Origin of the sequence: Vibrio sp. FF266 (assembly GCF_041439695.1) — a bacterium.
GTDB classification, from domain to species: domain Bacteria; phylum Pseudomonadota; class Gammaproteobacteria; order Enterobacterales; family Vibrionaceae; genus Vibrio; species Vibrio tasmaniensis_A.
This window is the reverse complement of record NZ_JBGOOO010000010.1, coordinates 52,511-69,219: the sequence shown is the minus strand read 5'-3', so window position 1 is coordinate 69,219 and position 16,709 is coordinate 52,511. Positions and strand designations below refer to the sequence as shown.

14 protein-coding genes are annotated in these 16,709 nt (G+C 44.6%); 10 read left to right on the top strand and 4 right to left on the bottom strand.

What is annotated here, in order from left to right:
• Positions 1-108: 108 nt before the first annotated feature.
• From pfkA to ACED59_RS10250, 3 genes are all read right to left on the bottom strand, one after another.
• Positions 109-1,071 (bottom strand): 6-phosphofructokinase, encoded by a 963-nt coding sequence (gene pfkA / locus ACED59_RS10260; RefSeq protein ID WP_009848871.1) that lies wholly within the window; start codon positions 1,069-1,071, stop codon positions 109-111.
• 316 nt (positions 1,072-1,387) lie between these two features.
• Entirely contained in the window at positions 1,388-2,296 is a 909-nt protein-coding gene (gene fieF, locus ACED59_RS10255; RefSeq protein ID WP_009848870.1) for a CDF family cation-efflux transporter FieF, read from the bottom strand.
• 163 nt (positions 2,297-2,459) lie between these two features.
• Entirely contained in the window at positions 2,460-2,969 is a 510-nt protein-coding gene (locus ACED59_RS10250) for a CpxP family protein (protein WP_017096535.1), read from the bottom strand.
• Positions 2,970-3,148: 179 nt separating this feature from the next.
• On the opposite strand from ACED59_RS10250, the gene ACED59_RS10245 reads away from it, so the two are divergent.
• The 4 genes from ACED59_RS10245 to trmL all read left to right on the top strand — a co-directional run bounded on the left by ACED59_RS10245 (position 3,149) and on the right by trmL (position 6,468).
• Positions 3,149-3,838, top strand: coding sequence for a response regulator (locus ACED59_RS10245; protein ID WP_009844719.1), 690 nt, complete (start codon positions 3,149-3,151; stop codon positions 3,836-3,838).
• Positions 3,838-5,217, top strand: a complete 1,380-nt coding sequence (gene cpxA / locus ACED59_RS10240) for an envelope stress sensor histidine kinase CpxA (RefSeq protein ID WP_017096534.1) — start codon at positions 3,838-3,840, stop codon at positions 5,215-5,217. Before ACED59_RS10245 ends, cpxA begins: the two co-directional genes overlap by 1 nt.
• Before the next feature lie 76 nt (positions 5,218-5,293).
• Complete coding sequence (locus ACED59_RS10235; protein ID WP_012604973.1) at positions 5,294-5,911, top strand: superoxide dismutase; 618 nt, start codon at positions 5,294-5,296, stop codon at positions 5,909-5,911.
• 77 nt (positions 5,912-5,988) lie between these two features.
• Positions 5,989-6,468: a tRNA (uridine(34)/cytosine(34)/5-carboxymethylaminomethyluridine(34)-2'-O)-methyltransferase TrmL gene (gene trmL, locus ACED59_RS10230; protein WP_009844716.1), complete on the top strand. Its 480-nt coding sequence runs from the start codon at positions 5,989-5,991 to the stop codon at positions 6,466-6,468.
• A gap of 137 nt (positions 6,469-6,605) precedes the next feature.
• Here trmL and ACED59_RS10225 read toward each other — a convergent pair whose 3' ends face one another.
• Positions 6,606-7,130 (bottom strand): FxsA family protein, encoded by a 525-nt coding sequence (locus ACED59_RS10225; RefSeq protein ID WP_017096533.1) that lies wholly within the window; start codon positions 7,128-7,130, stop codon positions 6,606-6,608.
• A gap of 284 nt (positions 7,131-7,414) precedes the next feature.
• On the opposite strand from ACED59_RS10225, the gene aspA reads away from it, so the two are divergent.
• The 6 genes from aspA (at position 7,415) to ACED59_RS10195 (ending at position 16,515) form a co-directional block, all read left to right on the top strand.
• Complete coding sequence (aspA, locus tag ACED59_RS10220) at positions 7,415-8,866, top strand: aspartate ammonia-lyase (RefSeq protein ID WP_009844714.1); 1,452 nt, start codon at positions 7,415-7,417, stop codon at positions 8,864-8,866.
• A 181-nt stretch (positions 8,867-9,047) separates the two neighbouring features.
• Positions 9,048-10,355, top strand: coding sequence for an anaerobic C4-dicarboxylate transporter (locus tag ACED59_RS10215; RefSeq protein ID WP_017096532.1), 1,308 nt, complete (start codon positions 9,048-9,050; stop codon positions 10,353-10,355).
• A 510-nt stretch (positions 10,356-10,865) separates the two neighbouring features.
• The gene (locus tag ACED59_RS10210; RefSeq protein WP_017096531.1) at positions 10,866-12,314 is read left to right on the top strand and encodes a YfcC family protein; all 1,449 of its coding nucleotides are present in this window, start codon (positions 10,866-10,868) and stop codon (positions 12,312-12,314) included.
• Positions 12,315-13,118: 804 nt separating this feature from the next.
• Positions 13,119-14,342 (top strand): arginine deiminase, encoded by a 1,224-nt coding sequence (gene arcA / locus ACED59_RS10205; protein WP_009844709.1) that lies wholly within the window; start codon positions 13,119-13,121, stop codon positions 14,340-14,342.
• 72 nt (positions 14,343-14,414) lie between these two features.
• On the top strand, positions 14,415-15,326 hold the full coding sequence (gene arcC / locus ACED59_RS10200; protein ID WP_009844708.1) for a carbamate kinase: 912 nt from the start codon (positions 14,415-14,417) through the stop codon (positions 15,324-15,326).
• Between the two features lie 178 nt (positions 15,327-15,504).
• A complete protein-coding gene (locus ACED59_RS10195; RefSeq protein WP_009844707.1) occupies positions 15,505-16,515 on the top strand; it encodes an ornithine carbamoyltransferase in 1,011 nt (336 codons plus the stop codon).
• Positions 16,516-16,709: the final 194 nt, after the last annotated feature.

Below are 16,709 nucleotides of genomic sequence, written 5' to 3'. Positions count from 1 at the left end.
TTGGCCTTTTTTGTGCCTGCCGTTTGTAAAAACTCAAACGACAGGCACAAAAAAACCGCTGAACAATCAGCGGTTTTTAATATTTTTTAAGCGAACGCTAAGCTTGGCTTAGAATAACTCTTCTGCAACGCGGAACAACTCAGAACGGTCTGGGTTCTGCATGTTCTCGATACAGTCGATGATATCGTGGTGAACAAGAGCTTCTTTCTCGATACCAACACAACGACCACCTTGACCTTCTTGAAGAAGGTGAACAGCGTAGTTGCCCATACGAGAAGCCAGTACACGGTCAAATGCAGTAGGACGACCACCACGTTGAATGTGACCAAGAACGGTTGCGCGAGTCTCACGACCTGTTGCCGTTTCAATCTCTTTAGCCAATTCGTTCGCGTCCATCATTAGCTCAGTTAGAGCGATAATTGCGTGCTTCTTGCCTTTCGCAATACCATCTTGGATATTGCTGATTAGCTGATCTTTATCTAGGCCAGTCTCAGGTGTAATGATGTACTCACAACCACCCGCGATTGCTGACATAAGCGTAAGGTCACCACAGTGACGGCCCATGATTTCAACAATAGAAATACGTTGGTGAGAAGAAGACGTATCACGTAGACGGTCGATTGAATCGATAACAGTGTTAAGCGCAGTTAGGTAACCGATAGTGTAATCAGTACCCGCGATATCATTATCGATTGTGCCTGGAAGACCGATACATGGGTAACCCATCTCAGTCAGTTTCTTAGCACCCATGTAAGAACCGTCACCACCGATAACAACAAGTGCTTCGATACCGTGCTTCTTAAGGTTCTCGATGCCTTTCTCACGAACAGCAACGTCTTTGAACTCAGGGAAACGTGCAGAACCTAAGAAAGTACCACCACGGTTGATCACGTCAGATACGCTTGAACGGTCAAGCTTTTCGATACGGTCTTCCACAAGGCCTTGGTAGCCGTCGTAAATGCCGTAAACTTCAATGCCAACTGATAGCGCAGTACGAACTACACCGCGAACTGCTGCGTTCATGCCTGGAGCGTCACCACCACTGGTCAAAACACCGATCTTCTTAATCATGCTCACCCTCGATTTTTGGGAATCTATTATTCAATTCTTGTTCTTGCTGATTGTATATCAACAAGATTTTAAATCTATATTTGTACGTTATGTTACATTTCCTCAACAGGAATAGCACTTAAATCACGTAAAATTATGTAACATTTCTACTTCTGTAAGAGTATTACAGTTTTACTCAATAACTTTGTTGATTCACATCAGAATCAACATTAATTGTTACTAAGGTGATTTTTGAATCACCTTCGAGTTAGCAATTTTTACTCACTTTAGTTCAAAAGCCATTCACTTGCCATTTGCTGCCTGATTTTTAGACGCATTACCATGAGTGAAATTTCTGCTGCTTCTCTGGTCCAAATACGACCGAATATGGATCTTGATGAATTAATACATCAGCATCAGGGAACACTGAAATAAGCTTGTCCTCTACTTCATCAGAAATGCGGTGTGCTTCAATCAGTGGGATATTGTCTTCGAGTTCTAAATGCAATTGAATGAAACGAACAGGCCCAGAACGGCGCGTTCTTAGTTGATGTACACCCAGTACCCCTTCCACACTCAACGATGCCTCTTTAATTTGTTTGAGCTCTTCATCGGGTAGCTTGTGATCAAGTAGAGATTGCACCGCTTCCATCGCCATTTGGTAAGCACTGTAAAGAATGTAGATGCCGATACCAATCGCGAATACCGAGTCTGCTTGACCGATACCAAACCAGCTCAGTGCTAGCGCCAGCATAATCGCCGCATTCATATAGAGGTCAGATTGATAATGCAGTGAGTCAGCCGCAATTGCTTGGCTACCCGTTTTGCTCACAACATGCTTTTGGAATCGAACCAAACCGAAGGTCATGACCATTGCGAACAAGCTGACATAAATACCAATTTCAGGAGAGTTCAGTTCATGCGGTCGGAAGAAACGTTCAATACCGTTAAGAATAAGGAAACAAGCAGAACCAGAAATAAACATCGCTTGTGCTAATGCAGCAAGAGATTCGGCCTTGCCATGACCAAAGGTATGTTCTTTATCAGCTGGCTGCAGAGAGTAACGAACCACCACAAGGTTGACGACAGAAGCGGCGATATCCAACAGTGAGTCAACAACAGAAGCTAATAAACTGACTGAGCCTGTCACCCACCACGCTGCAACCTTCACAACCAATAATATGGAGGCAATGATGGTGGCAGCCCAAGCGGCGAGCGTAACTAAACGTGCGTATTCTTGTTTCATAAATTGGCTATAAAGTGACTGATAGCACAAAGTATAACCCGCAAAACACCGCTTGAATATGACAGCTAGGATCTAATACATTCATTTTAAAGATCAAAAAAAGCGGCACTAGGCCGCTTCTTTCTAAACACTTTCAATCAATCCAGCTTTTTCAAACCATGAATTACTTGTCTTTGTTCATGCGTTTTTCCATTTTGTCCGCACATTTAGCCATGCGATCTTGCTGGATTTCTTTCAGTTGAGTCTTCTGTTCAGGTGTTAGTACGCTCATCATTTGATGTTGCTTCTTCAGCATGGTTAAACGACGCTCTGTTTGCTTCTCTACCATTTGGCTTGCTAGGTCGTTTGCCGCCGCTTCATCAAAGGTATCGGCTAGAACTAAATCTTGAACTTTCTCGTGGTGCGCTTTCATCTGCGCCATCTTGTCCGCTTTATTACCTGAATGTTTTGCTTTCATCTCAGCACGGTTCGCTTCACGTATCTCTTTTAGCTCTGCTTTTTGAGCATCCGTCAGATCCAGTTGACGCATCACTTTTTTGTCAAAGCCGCCACACTTGCCGTGCATGCCTTTGTGGTCACCTTTATCGCCACCGCCATATGCGAACGCGCTTGCTGTACCTAACATAAGTGGAAGTGCCGCAGCTACTAGTACAAGTTTCTTAGTCATTTTCATAATTTTTGCCTCAATTCGGTATAATCAGTCATGTGTTGCGTTTGTTTTCAGCGCTTAGATATAGATTAGTCTTTCCCTCGTAAAGCGACGTTTAGAAAGCGTAAAGAATCGTAAAGAGTGAAAGTTGACGAATAATTAGCAGTATTATTAACCTATAAACAACTGATTAAGGCTTCCCAATGGCGAACATTCTTCTTATAGATGACGACACCGAGCTAACCGGCTTACTTAAAGACATACTGAGCTTTGAGGGATTCACTGTTTCCGAAGCCAATGACGGCTATGCGGGGTTGGAAGCTATCAATGATGAGATAGATTTGATTCTTTTGGACGTGATGATGCCGCGCCTTAACGGTATGGAAACGCTAAAGAAACTAAGAGAAAATTGGGAAACGCCAGTACTGATGCTGACAGCTAAAGGTGAAGAGATCGACCGTGTTATTGGCCTTGAGCTTGGCGCAGATGATTACTTGCCAAAGCCTTTCAGTGACCGAGAGCTGCTCGCTCGTATTCGTGCCATCTTACGTAGAACGCAGATCAACACCGCTCCTAAAGCTGCCAGTGATAAGATTCAATATCAAGACATTGAAGTGTTCCCCGGCAAGCAAGAAGCTTATTGTAATGGCCAGCTTATCGATCTTACCACCACCGAGTTCGCTTTGCTGAGTCACCTAATCCAGAACCCAGGGCAAGTGATCACCAAGGAAGCGTTGAGTTTGGATGTGCTGGGCAAAAGGCTTGCAGCATTTGACCGTGCGATAGACATGCACATATCCAACCTACGTAAAAAAATCCCAGAACGCAGTGACGGTAAATCTCGCATCAAAACCTTACGAGGCCGTGGCTACTTATTGGTAGAGGAAGATTAATGCGTATACCTAAAATCACCAGCTTATATGGACGTATCTTTGCTATCTTTTGGTTCACCATGTTACTGGTGCTTTTGTCGGTACTGTCACTTCCCCATTTAGACCCGCGAGTGGCGCGCGATGTGCCTGCCGATCATCTCGATAAACTCGAACGTATCGCTAAATTCACAGAAAAGCGCTACGCCAAAGAATCTAACCTGGGAAAAATAGTGTTCCAACTTGAGGCACCGCGTAGCCGCAAGGATTCTCGTGCTCGTATTTACCTAACCGACCTTGAAGGCGCAGTCCTTACATCGAAAAGACACTCAAATTACAAACTTAAAGCAATTCGTAATTTTGTTACCTCGATAGATAACCCTGAATTACCCAAGCAAAAGTTATACGGACATTACATGGTAGCAGGGCCAGTGCCGATTACACTCGCAGGTGAAGAACTGTTGATGTACGCCGGAGTAAAGTGGAATCAACCTCCTCCATTTTTGCTGCGCTTATTTGATAGACCTTTACAGCTCTTGCTTGCGGTAATGCTAGCAAGTACCCCACTGCTATTATGGTTAGCTTGGGCATTGAGCCAACCTGCTCGTAGACTTGAACGCGCAGCGCAACGTGTGGCGAAAGGTCAGTTTGAGGTCGATCCCACACTCGAAAAAGGCACCTCAGAATTCAGACAAGCGGGTGAGAGCTTTAACCAGATGGTCGAAGCGGTTAATCAGATGATTTCGGGGCAACAACGCCTACTTTCTGATATCTCACACGAGCTACGATCGCCATTGACCCGCCTACGCATGGCGAATGCACTGGCGATTCGTAAACAAGGTGAGAGCCAAGAGTTAGAACGTATCGATATGGAAGCTCAGCGATTAGAGCAAATGATCAGTGAACTACTGACGCTATCACGCATGCAGGTCGACAGCCACATTACTCGTGAGGTTCAACCTATTTCGAGCTTATGGGAAGAGATCTTAAAAGATGCAGAATTTGAAGCTGAACAGATGGGTAAATTACTGACGTTTTCGGAGATCCCAGAGCGTTCTATTTCGGGTAACCCTAAGCTACTGATGAGTGCCTTGGACAATATTACGCGCAATGCTATCTACTACGGTAAAGACCAAGTCGATGTGCAATTCGATGTTGTCCAAGATCGGCTAACGATTTGCGTCAATGATAATGGCGATGGTGTGCCTGATGACGAACTGGATTCAATCTTTAGGCCTTTCTACCGCGTTTCTACCGCTCGAGATCGTAATTCCGGCGGCACAGGGCTTGGCCTAACCATTACAGAGAGTGCGATTCGTCAACACAGCGGAACCATCACTGCAAGCCGTAGCCAGCTCGGTGGATTACAACTTAAAATCACCCTGCCTATCCTGCCAGTGTAATACCCCTACAAAGATCACAGTTGATAATGATTTCTATTATCACTATGGTAAGTCCTCTAATTAAGGAGGATTTACCATGTCACACTCTTTTCCTGCTCTACCCTACGCCTACGACGCCCTAGAACCTTACATTGACGCTAAGACGATGGAAGTGCATTACAGCAAGCACCATAGAACCTACTACGATAAGTTTGTTGCGGCGATTTCTGGCAGTGAACTTGAGCAGCAATCTCTGACCGAGATCTTCGCTAACATCTCTCAGCACAGCCCTGCCGTTCGCAACAATGGCGGCGGTTACTACAACCATATTTTATATTGGAACTGCATGGCTCAAGATGGCGGGGGTGAACCGGCAGGTAAACTTGGCGACGCGATCCAAAGTACTTTCGGAGATTTCGAGACGTTCCAAGATCAGTTCGCTCAAGCTGCAATCAATACCTTCGGTTCAGGCTTTGCTTGGTTGGTAGTAGAAGAAGGACAATTGAAAATCATCTCGACCTCAAACCAAGACAACCCGTGGATGGATACCATCGCCAGCAACGGTGAGCCGATTCTTGCACTGGATGTCTGGGAACACGCCTACTACATCAGCTACCAAAACCGTCGCCCTGATTACATCAACGCATGGTGGAACGTGGTGAATTGGAATGCGGTTTCTGAAAACTACGCACAAGCACTCGCGAATAAAGCGTAAGCCAATGGTGGTGAACTGTACTCACTCAGCTTGCCACCGTATACTCTGGCTATCTTTGATTATTCTTGTGAACCAACATGTTTGATATCGCTCTATACGAACCTGAAATTGCGCCCAATACGGGTAACATCATCCGCCTATGTGCTAACTGCGGAGCAAACCTGCACCTGATTGAGCCGCTTGGCTTTGATTTTGAAGAGAAGAAAGTTCGTCGTGCTGGCTTGGATTACCACGACCTAGCGCGTGTTAAGCGTCACAAGAACCTAGAAGCCTTTCTTGAGTATCTAGAGAATGAACGCGAGGGTGACTTCCGCATCTTTGCTTGCACGACAAAGACCACAGGTCACCACGTGGATGCGAAATTCCAACAAGGTGATGTGTTGATGTTTGGCCCTGAGACACGTGGCCTGCCTGCAGAGTTCATCGAAAGCATGCCAATGGAACAACGCATTCGTATTCCAATGATGCCAGATGCGCGTAGCCTCAACCTATCTAACGCGGTTGCTATTATTGCATTCGAAGCGTGGCGACAAATGGGCTTTGAAGGCGCGGTATAACCGAAAGCTCCCCCCCCTGCTAGCAATAAAAAAGGCTCTTACCATTATCACTTTCTTGCGAAGGATAAAGGTAAAAGCCTTTTCTGTTTTTCCCTCTATATAAAGAAGAGATAAAAACAAAGAAGAGAAAAAACGGATTAGTTTAAGCGGTTACGATCGTTGTCATCGTCTTTCTTCTCAAATTCACCCTCAAAGGTGTTGCCGTCTTTTGATTGGTCTGATGGGTCGCGATTGAATGGGTCTTGTCCAAATAGGCTCTGACCAAAACCAGCCTGTCCACCCGCATGGAAACCGCCAGACATATTGGTCACCACCATTTTTTCCATCATTTTCTTAGCAATCATCGCTCTTGGTGCTGGTAGCAATACCAACATACCGAGTGCGTCCGTCATAAAGCCAGGAGTCAGCAGCAATACACCAGCAACCGCAAGCATCACGCCTTCAAGAATCTGTTGTGCTGGCATTTCGCCTTGTTGTAATCGACCTTGCACAGACATAAGTGTTTGAATGCCTTGGCTACGAACAAGCGATGCACCAACAAATGCAGTAATCAAAACCAACGCAATAGTTGGCCACAATCCTAAGAAGCCACCAACTTGAATAAATAGCCCAATCTCAATGATGGGTACGAAGATAAATAGTAATAATAAGATAGGAAACACACGCCCTCCTTTGTTACATCCAGTTTACGCTGAAAGCCCTATCAATCTCAAATTTATCCTGTAAATAAGCGTGTTTATTGACCGAGAATAACTTTGCAAAATATTGACGAAACAAAACCGAAAAAGGTGATCAACTTAATATTTTTATGCGCTAAGTACAGTATCATGTGCCACATAAGTCAGGACGGATTTATCAGCCCAATATTCTAGCGAACGGAGTATTTGCACACAGAATAGGCTAATAACTAACTATATAATCAGAATAATTCTCTAAGGATCCTGTTATGGCTAATCTATCAGAAGCTCAAGTTGAAGCTCCTCAAGCTACTCGTCTCGAAGAAGATCTACTAGGTCAACGTCATGTTCCGGCTGATGCTTACTACGGCATCCACACTCTACGCGCAGTTGAAAACTTCAACATCTCAAATGTAACGATCTCAGATGTACCTGAATTCGTTCGCGGTATGGTGATGACAAAAAAAGCAGCGGCTTTAGCAAACAAAGAGTTAGGTGTAATCCCAAGCGAAGTAGCTAAATACATCATCGAAGCTTGTGACCTCATTCTAGACACTGGTAAGTGCATGGATCAGTTCCCATCGGATGTATTCCAAGGTGGTGCTGGTACTTCTGTAAACATGAATGCTAACGAAGTAGTGGCAAACGTGGCTCTTGAACTTATGGGCAAAGAAAAAGGCCAATATGAGTTCATCAACCCAAATGACCATGTAAACCGCAGCCAATCAACTAACTGTGCTTACCCTACAGGTTTCCGTATCTCTGTTTACAACAGCGTTCGTAAACTGATCGATGCTATCGAATACCTAAAAGGTGCATTTGAGCTTAAGAGCCAAGAATTCAACACAATTTTGAAAATGGGTCGTACTCAACTTCAAGATGCTGTGCCTATGACGGTTGGCCAAGAGTTCCACGCTTGGGCTGTAACCATCAACGAAGAAATCAAAAACCTAGAATACACTTCAAAACTACTGCTTGAAGTTAACCTAGGCGCAACAGCTATCGGTACTGGTCTGAACGCAGCTCCGGGTTACCAAGGCCTAGCAGTTAAGCACCTAGCAGAAGTAACTGGCTTAGAGTGTGTAGCGGCTGAAGATTTAATCGAAGCAACGTCTGACTGTGGCGCATACGTAATGACGCACGGTGCACTTAAACGTCTAGCCGTTAAACTGTCTAAGATTTGTAACGACTTACGTCTTCTTTCTTCAGGTCCACGTACTGGCTTCAACGAGCTAAACCTACCTGAACTGCAAGCGGGTTCTTCAATCATGCCTGCTAAAGTAAACCCAGTTGTACCTGAAGTAGTAAACCAAGTTTGCTTTAAAGTTCTAGGTAACGACAACACGGTTTCTTTCGCAGCAGAAGGCGGTCAGCTTCAACTGAACGTAATGGAACCTGTTATCGCACAAAGCATGTTTGAGTCTCTAGACATTCTAACAAACGCATGTGTGAACCTACGCGACAAGTGTGTAGACGGCATTACTGTGAACAAAGAAGTGTGTGAATCTCACGTATTTAACTCTATCGGTATCGTCACTTACCTAAACCCATACATTGGCCACCACGAGGGTGATGTTGTTGGTAAGATCTGTGCTGAAACAGGTAAAAGCGTTCGTGATGTAGTTCTAGAGCGCGGGTTATTAACCGAAGAAGAACTTGATGACATTTTCTCTGTTGAAAATTTGATGCATCCTCAGTATAAAGCAAAACGCTACGAATAACGTTAGCGAAAAAGGGCTCCAAACGGAGCCCTTTTTTAGGCTCCAATACGGTTAACCATGTTAATTTTGTGGATTTCTGTTGGTTGCACTTTTGCGAAATAGAATCTAAACCATAGAACTATTATGTGAACATTCCAGCCGTGAATGCTCACATAATAAAATCTAAAATGAGGTGTTACTTATGATTGCAGTAGAACTATTTGTCGTCCTGCTCTTTATCTTTTTGGGGGCCAGAATTGGCGGTATCGGTATAGGTTTTGCCGGTGGTGCTGGTGTTATTGCCCTTTCACTGATTCTTGGCGTTCCAACAAGCCAGTCTTTCATCCCGATCGACGTAATCTTGATCATCATGTCGGTTATCACCGCAATTGCTGCTATGCAGGTTGCTGGCGGTATGGACTGGTTGGTGCAAATTGCAGAAAACTTTTTGCGTAAACACCCTGAACGCATCACCTTTTACGCGCCGATTGTGACCTTTGTAATGACACTAATGGCCGGTACTGGTCACACAGCATTCTCTACGCTTCCTGTAATCGCAGAAGTAGCGAAAGGCCAAGGTGTTCGTCCTTCTCGTCCACTGTCTATCGCAGTTGTCGCCTCTCAAATTGCTATCACAGCTTCGCCAATCTCGGCTGCCGTTGTCGCTTTCGCAGCAATGCTGGCACCGTTTGGTGTTGATTACCTAACGCTATTGATGGTTTGTATCCCAACAACCTTCATCGCTTGTATGGTTGGTGCGGTTGTTGCTAACTACATGGGTAGCGAACTGAAAGACGATCCTGTTTACCAAGAACGTCTAGAGAAAGGTCTAATCAAACTGGCGACAGAAGAGAAGCGTGAAATTCTACCAACAGCGAAGAGAGCAACGTACATCTTCCTAACAGCGATTGGTTTCGTGGTTTGCTACGCAGCGGCTATCTCTAGCTCTGTTGGCCTAATTGAAAACCCAGCGCTTGGTCGTAACGAAGCGATCATGTCTGTGATGCTAGCAGCAGCAGCGGCTATCGTGATGTTCACTAAGATTGATGCTGCGAAGATTTCTTCAGCGCCAACATTCCGCTCTGGTATGACAGCGTGTGTTTGTGTACTGGGTGTGGCTTGGTTAGGCTCAACGTTTGTAAACGCACACGTTGCTGAAATCAAAGACGTAGCCGGCGCTCTACTGGCTGACTACCCTTGGATGCTGGCTCTTGTTCTGTTCTTCGCTTCTATGCTGCTTTACTCTCAAGGCGCAACCACGGTTGCACTAATGCCTGCAGCTCTAGCGATTGGCGTAGCACCACTAACAGCCGTGGCTTCTTTTGCTGCAGTAAGTGCACTGTTCGTACTTCCAACTTACCCTACGCTACTGGCAGCGGTTGAGATGGATGACACAGGCTCAACGCGTATCGGTAAGTACGTATTCAACCACCCATTCTTCATTCCTGGTGTGGCAACAATCAGTACTGCGGTAGCACTCGGCTTCGCATTCGGCGGTCTGTTCATCTAACATTCGCTGATGATTAAAACTTTAAAAGGAAGCTTCGGCTTCCTTTTTTGTTTTCTACTCAATGTGTTATTTGATACACATCAAATAACTATTATAAACTTTAAAACCCGCCTAAAAATAAAATTTGAATAAAATTCCAAGATTATTCAACCCAACTAATAACAACACTTACCTAATCAATCTCCCCTCGCTTTCATCTAATCCACATCGAATATTAATCCAAGCTAACTAACCAAAAAACCTTGCTGTTTTTATGCCATTTTCAAGCCATCTTATTGGCCACTATTTTTGTGAACAGCACCAAACTTAAATAGTTAGGTAAGTAATAAAATAACCGCAGCTAAATTAAATCTAACTTCATTTGGATCAGTAAATATAAAAACGAACTTAATTTAAAGTCAGCAACTTTATATCGTTGGGAACTTTATAAGAATCAGTATATTTACAATCTATAAATCATTAGTCGCTAATTCACATCACTTTTATTTAAGATGGTGTAAGGAGATAGCTATGACGACTCAGACAATACCAAGCGAGACAAAAAAGGGCGGCTTCTTTGCCAATTTTAAATTCCCTTCTGCCTACACCATTTTATTTATCCTTATTGCGTTCGTAGCGCTCCTTACCTGGATTGTTCCGGCAGGCCAATACGACCGAGCCATGAATGAAGAACTCGGTCGAGAAGTACCCGTAACCGGAACCTATCAAGCCGTAGAAGGTAACCCTCAAGGTGTGATTGACGTACTGCTTGCGCCTATTGACGGTTTCTACGACCACAATAGCTATGAAGCTGCGGCCATCGACGTTTCACTGTTCATTCTAATCATTGGTGGCTTCTTAGGACTAGTAACCAAAACTGGCGCTATTGATGCCGGTATCGAACGTGTCACCGCCCGCCTAGAAGGGCGAGAAGAGTTGATGATACCGATACTGATGGCTCTGTTTGCTGCTGGCGGTACCGTCTACGGCATGGCGGAAGAATCACTGCCATTCTATACGCTGCTAGTACCAGTAATGATGGCCGCTCGCTTTGACCCTCTAGTGGCAGCTGCCACGGTATTGCTTGGCGCAGGCATTGGGGTGCTAGGCTCTACCATTAACCCATTCGCGACCGTTATTGCTGCCAACGCCTCTGGTATTCCATTTACCGACGGTATCGCGCTGCGTATTGGAATGCTGATTATTGGTTGGGGTATCTGTGTCGCCTACGTCATGCGCTACGCAAGAATGGTACAAGCCGATCCAACAACATCGATTGTTTACGACAAATACGAAGAGAACAAAGCGCACTTCCTTGGCAACGCAAGTGGTGAAAAACTGGAGTTCACCGCGACTCGCAAACTGATCCTGGCCATTTTTGGTGGCTCTTTCGCTGTGATGATTTACGGTGTATCCGTTGCTGGATGGTGGATGGCAGAGATCTCCGCGATGTTCTTAGCAGCGACTATTATTGTCGGTATTGTGTCTCGCATGAGCGAGGAAGAGTTCACAACTAGCTTCATTGACGGTGCTCGAGACCTACTGGGCGTTGCACTTATCATAGGTATCGCACGTGGTATCGTAGTCGTAATGGACCGCGGTATGATCACCGACACTATTCTTTTCTCAGCAGAACAAATGGTGACTGGTCTTTCTTCAGTTGTCTTCATTAACGTGATGTTCTTCTTAGAAATTCTACTGTCATTCTTAGTACCTTCGACCTCTGGTCTAGCAGTGCTGACTATGCCAATCATGGCGCCATTAGCCGATTTTGCTGGCGTAGGTCGTGACCTTGTTATCACCGCTTACCAATCAGCATCTGGCTTGGTCAACTTAATCACTCCAACCTCTGCAGTGGTAATGGGCGGCTTGGCGATTGCTCGTGTCCCTTACGTGCGCTGGGTTAAATGGGTGATGCCATTAATCGGAATCTTGATGGTGTTCTGCATCGTTGTACTAAGTATTGGTGCGCTTATCTAAAACCTACACACCAGCTTCTCGTTCAAAGCCGCTTTCTTAGCGGCTTTTTTGTTGCTATCGCCCTCAGAGCCATTCCCCAAAACAACCTCACGAGCTGCACACACTCTATTTAAAGCCTCTCTATAGTCAACCTCATCAGCCAACCTTAAACAATCCAAGGACACCTTCGACAAAGCGTAAATCAACGTTTTAATATTGATGTTAAGGCTAATAAAAAACAATCCATTCCTCTCCATTATTTTTATAAAAATATTTAGTCATTTATTAACGCTAATTATATTTAAAGTTATTCACCTTGTAATAATCAAAGGGGGAATAAAAGCTATTTTTATAGAAAACCGGCTTAAAAAAACCAATTATAAAGTGTGACCACAACAGCTTTATTCGCATTTATTTTGTTAATAAATAATTAATTTCACATCCAAAATTAAATATCTAAATAGAAACATTGCATACTTCCAAGCTAAGTACATTCTTATCAATAAAACTATTATGCATATAATACCTAACAATTTTGATTCTAGGCAGGTTCATCAAAAAAGCGTGCATAAAGTTCCCTAACAGCTAACTATTTAGAATGTAATCATCATGACTAAAAGTGCATAAAGTTTGTTAAAACCCTTAATTTTAAAGGGCTGCAGGATAAAAAACGATTTGTGATAGATCTCTAAGAATACCTGACTAGCAGGCGTAATATTAACTCCAGACAAGAGATATGAATAAAATAATTCATTATTCTCCACTGAAAATAAATAATTACTCTTAGCGATAAAAGTAATTCAAATATATAAGAGAGAGACGATCATGAGTAAGTTCTATGTAGGTTCTGAAATAGGTCAATTGCGCCGCGTTCTAGTTCACCGCCCAAGACGCGCACTGACTCACCTAACACCCTCTAACTGTCACGATTTACTATTTGATGACGTACTGGCTGTTGAGCGCGCAGGTAAAGAGCATGACGCATTTACTAAAACGCTACGTGATCAGGGTGTTGAAGTTCTTCTTCTTACTGACCTACTAGCAGACACACTAGCAGTGCCAGAAGCGAAAGACTGGCTACTAAGCTGCCAGGTATCTGATTACCGTTTGGGTAAAACATTCGCTAATGATGTGCGCTGCTACTTGGGCGACTTACCAAACTTAGAGCTAGCAAAAATCCTAACGGGCGGTCTGTCTTACGCTGAAATGCCAATGAAATCATCTTCAATGATGCAAGGCATGCACGCACCAACTGACTTCATTATCGAACCTCTACCAAACCACCTATTTACTCGTGACACATCTTGCTGGGTATACGGTGGCGTATCTATCAACCCGATGGCGAAACCTGCTCGTCAACGTGAAACAAACCACGTTCGCGCTATTTACCGCTGGCACCCAACATTCGCAGGCGAAGACTTCATTAAATACTTCGGTGATGAAGAAAACATCAACTACGACAACTCAACAATCGAAGGTGGTGACGTTCTTGTTCTCGGCCGTGGCGCGGTTCTTATCGGTATGTCTGAGCGTACAACAGCACAAGGTGTTGAACACTTAGCGTCTAGCCTATTCAAACACGGTCAAGCGACACAAGTTATCGCAATGCAGCTACCAAAACACCGTTCTTGCATGCACTTAGACACCGTGATGACTCACATGAACGAAGATACGTTCTCTGTTTACCCTGAAGTGGTAAGTAAAGACGTGCAGTGCTGGAACCTAACTGGCGATGAGTCAGGCGCAGTGAAAGTGAAAGAAGAAGGCTACTTCGTAACAGCTATCGAGAAAGCACTTGGCGTAGACAAGCTAAACCTAATCACAACGGGTGGCGACAACTTCCATGCAGAACGTGAGCAGTGGAACGATGCAAACAACGTTCTAACGGTTAAACCTGGCGTTGTTATTGGCTACGAAGGCAACACATACACCAACGAAAAATACGACAAAGCAGGCATCACGGTTCTTCCGATTCCAGGAGACGAACTTGGTCGCGGTCGCGGTGGTGCACGCTGCATGAGCTGCCCAATTGAGCGTGATGGTATCTAATCACTAAGACGAAACGGCCAAGTTGAACGACCTTAAATAATCTCAACTTGGCCAAAATGAGAGAACACAATTATGACTAAGCAAACTGTTGTTGTTGCACTCGGCGGTAATGCCCTACTTCGTCGCGGTGAGCCGTTAGAAGCCGATGTTCAACGCCGTAATATTGAAACGGCTGTTAAAACCATCTCTGAAATCGCGAAAGTGTACAACGTGGTTCTAGTGCACGGTAATGGTCCACAAGTTGGCTTACTTGCTCTGCAAGGTTTGGAGTACAAAAAAGTAAACCCGTATCCATTGGATGTATTGGGCAGTGAGACTCAAGGCATGATCGGCTACATGCTGATGCAAGAGTTCAAAAACTACCTGCCTGACCGCAACATCTCATGCATGTTGACGCAAATGACCGTTGATCCAAACGATCCTGCATTCGCAGATCCAACTAAGCCAATTGGCCCGATCTACGAAGAAGCAGAAGCGCGTGAGTTAGCGGAGAAATTCCACTGGATCGTAAAACCAGACGGTCAACATTTCCGTCGAGTAGTGCCAAGCCCACGCCCTACTGGCATTGTTGAACACGAAGCGATCACTCAACTTATCGATGCAGGTCACCTCGTAATTTGTACTGGCGGTGGTGGCATCCCAGTGAAAAAAGAAAATGGCAAATTAGTCGGCGTTGAAGCGGTTATCGACAAAGACATGTCAGCGGCTTTCTTGGCGAAACAATTGGATGCGGATGCACTACTTATTCTGACCGATGCTGACGCTGTTTATCTTGATTGGGGCAAACCGACTCAACACGCACTGCGCAGTACTACACCAAGTGAATTGGCGAAGTTTACATTTGATGCAGGCTCAATGGGGCCAAAAATCGAAGCATCGTGCGAGTTCATTCAGCAAGGCGGCAAAGTAGTGGGTATCGGCGCACTCGAAGATGGTTTGCAAATCCTGCAAGGCCAAGCGGGCACCAATATCACCAAAGGTTAATGCACTAGCGAGCTTTATCATCTTGAGAGCCTTAAACCTTGAGAGCTTTTAAAGCTTGCGAAAACAGATTAAACGAAACAAACAAAACCGAACAACTTTAACTAAAAATTGAATCGCGCTTTCTTGAATTTTATTTCCCTGTAACAAGGAAGCGCCTAAATCTAAGAAGGAATACATCATGGCTTTTAACCTACGCAATCGTAACTTCCTAAAACTACTAGATTTCACTCCACGCGAAATTCAACACTTGTTAGATCTTTCTATGGAGCTAAAAAAAGCGAAGTACAACGGTTACGAACAGCCAACACTGACTGGCAAAAACATTGCGCTTATCTTTGAAAAAACCTCAACTCGTACTCGCTGTGCATTCGAAGTAGCAGCATTCGACCAAGGTGCTCGAGTTTCTTACTTAGGCCCATCTGGCTCTCAAATTGGCCACAAAGAATCAATGAAAGACACCGCTCGCGTTCTAGGCCGTATGTACGATGGCATCGAATACCGCGGCTTTGGTCAAGAAATCGTTGAAGAGCTAGGCGCTTACGCTGGCGTTCCTGTGTGGAATGGCCTGACTGACGAATTCCACCCAACACAAATCCTAGCTGACTTCCTAACTATGACGGAATACGGCCGTGGCAAGCAACTGCATGAAATCAAGTTTGCTTACCTAGGTGATGCTCGCAACAACATGGGTAACTCTCTAATGGTTGGCGCTGCGAAAATGGGCATGGACATTCGCCTTGTTGCTCCAAAGCAATTCTGGCCAGAAGAAGAGCTATTAGCTCAATGTCGTGAAATCGCAGAACACACTGGCGGCAAAATCACGCTAACAGAAGATGTTCAAGAAGGCGTGCAAGGTTGTGACTTCCTATACACCGACGTTTGGGTATCAATGGGCGAAGCGAAAGAAGCATGGGCTGAGCGTATCAACCTAATGATGCCTTACCAAGTCAACATGGACATGATCAAAGCAACAGGCAACCCACATGTGAAATTCATGCACTGCCTACCGGCTTTCCACGGCGAAGATACCACAGTAGGCAAACAGCTTGCTGCTGAATATCCGCAGCTTAAAGATGGCGTAGAAGTGACAGATGAAGTGGTTGAGTCTGAATACTCTATCGTGTTCGATGAAGCAGAAAACCGCATGCACACCATTAAAGCAGTAATGGTTGCGACATTAGGCAGCTAATTACCTAAGAAACGAAACAGTTAAGACGTTAAAAATTAAGAAGCTAGGCACTCACTTGTTCGAAATACGTTGATAAGTTAAGTGCAATGACAGGGAAATGCGGGTGGCGTTCTTGGGATTTTGACCTTGAATAAAACTCGCATTTTTTTTCATGCGGTTGAAGAGATAATTTCCTAGAAAACCCTGCAAGTCTC

Coding starts and splice junctions, on each gene's coding strand:
- aspA (WP_009844714.1), top strand. CDS start 7,415: ATGGCTAATCTATCAGAAGCTCAAGTTGAAGCTCCTCAAGCTACTCGT.
- ACED59_RS10245 (WP_009844719.1), top strand. CDS start 3,149: ATGGCGAACATTCTTCTTATAGATGACGACACCGAGCTAACCGGCTTA.
- pfkA (WP_009848871.1), bottom strand. CDS start 1,071: ATGATTAAGAAGATCGGTGTTTTGACCAGTGGTGGTGACGCTCCAGGC.
- ACED59_RS10250 (WP_017096535.1), bottom strand. CDS start 2,969: ATGAAAATGACTAAGAAACTTGTACTAGTAGCTGCGGCACTTCCACTT.
- trmL (WP_009844716.1), top strand. CDS start 5,989: ATGTTTGATATCGCTCTATACGAACCTGAAATTGCGCCCAATACGGGT.
- ACED59_RS10215 (WP_017096532.1), top strand. CDS start 9,048: ATGATTGCAGTAGAACTATTTGTCGTCCTGCTCTTTATCTTTTTGGGG.
- fieF (WP_009848870.1), bottom strand. CDS start 2,296: ATGAAACAAGAATACGCACGTTTAGTTACGCTCGCCGCTTGGGCTGCC.
- ACED59_RS10235 (WP_012604973.1), top strand. CDS start 5,294: ATGTCACACTCTTTTCCTGCTCTACCCTACGCCTACGACGCCCTAGAA.
- ACED59_RS10210 (WP_017096531.1), top strand. CDS start 10,866: ATGACGACTCAGACAATACCAAGCGAGACAAAAAAGGGCGGCTTCTTT.
- ACED59_RS10195 (WP_009844707.1), top strand. CDS start 15,505: ATGGCTTTTAACCTACGCAATCGTAACTTCCTAAAACTACTAGATTTC.
- cpxA (WP_017096534.1), top strand. CDS start 3,838: ATGCGTATACCTAAAATCACCAGCTTATATGGACGTATCTTTGCTATC.
- arcC (WP_009844708.1), top strand. CDS start 14,415: ATGACTAAGCAAACTGTTGTTGTTGCACTCGGCGGTAATGCCCTACTT.
- arcA (WP_009844709.1), top strand. CDS start 13,119: ATGAGTAAGTTCTATGTAGGTTCTGAAATAGGTCAATTGCGCCGCGTT.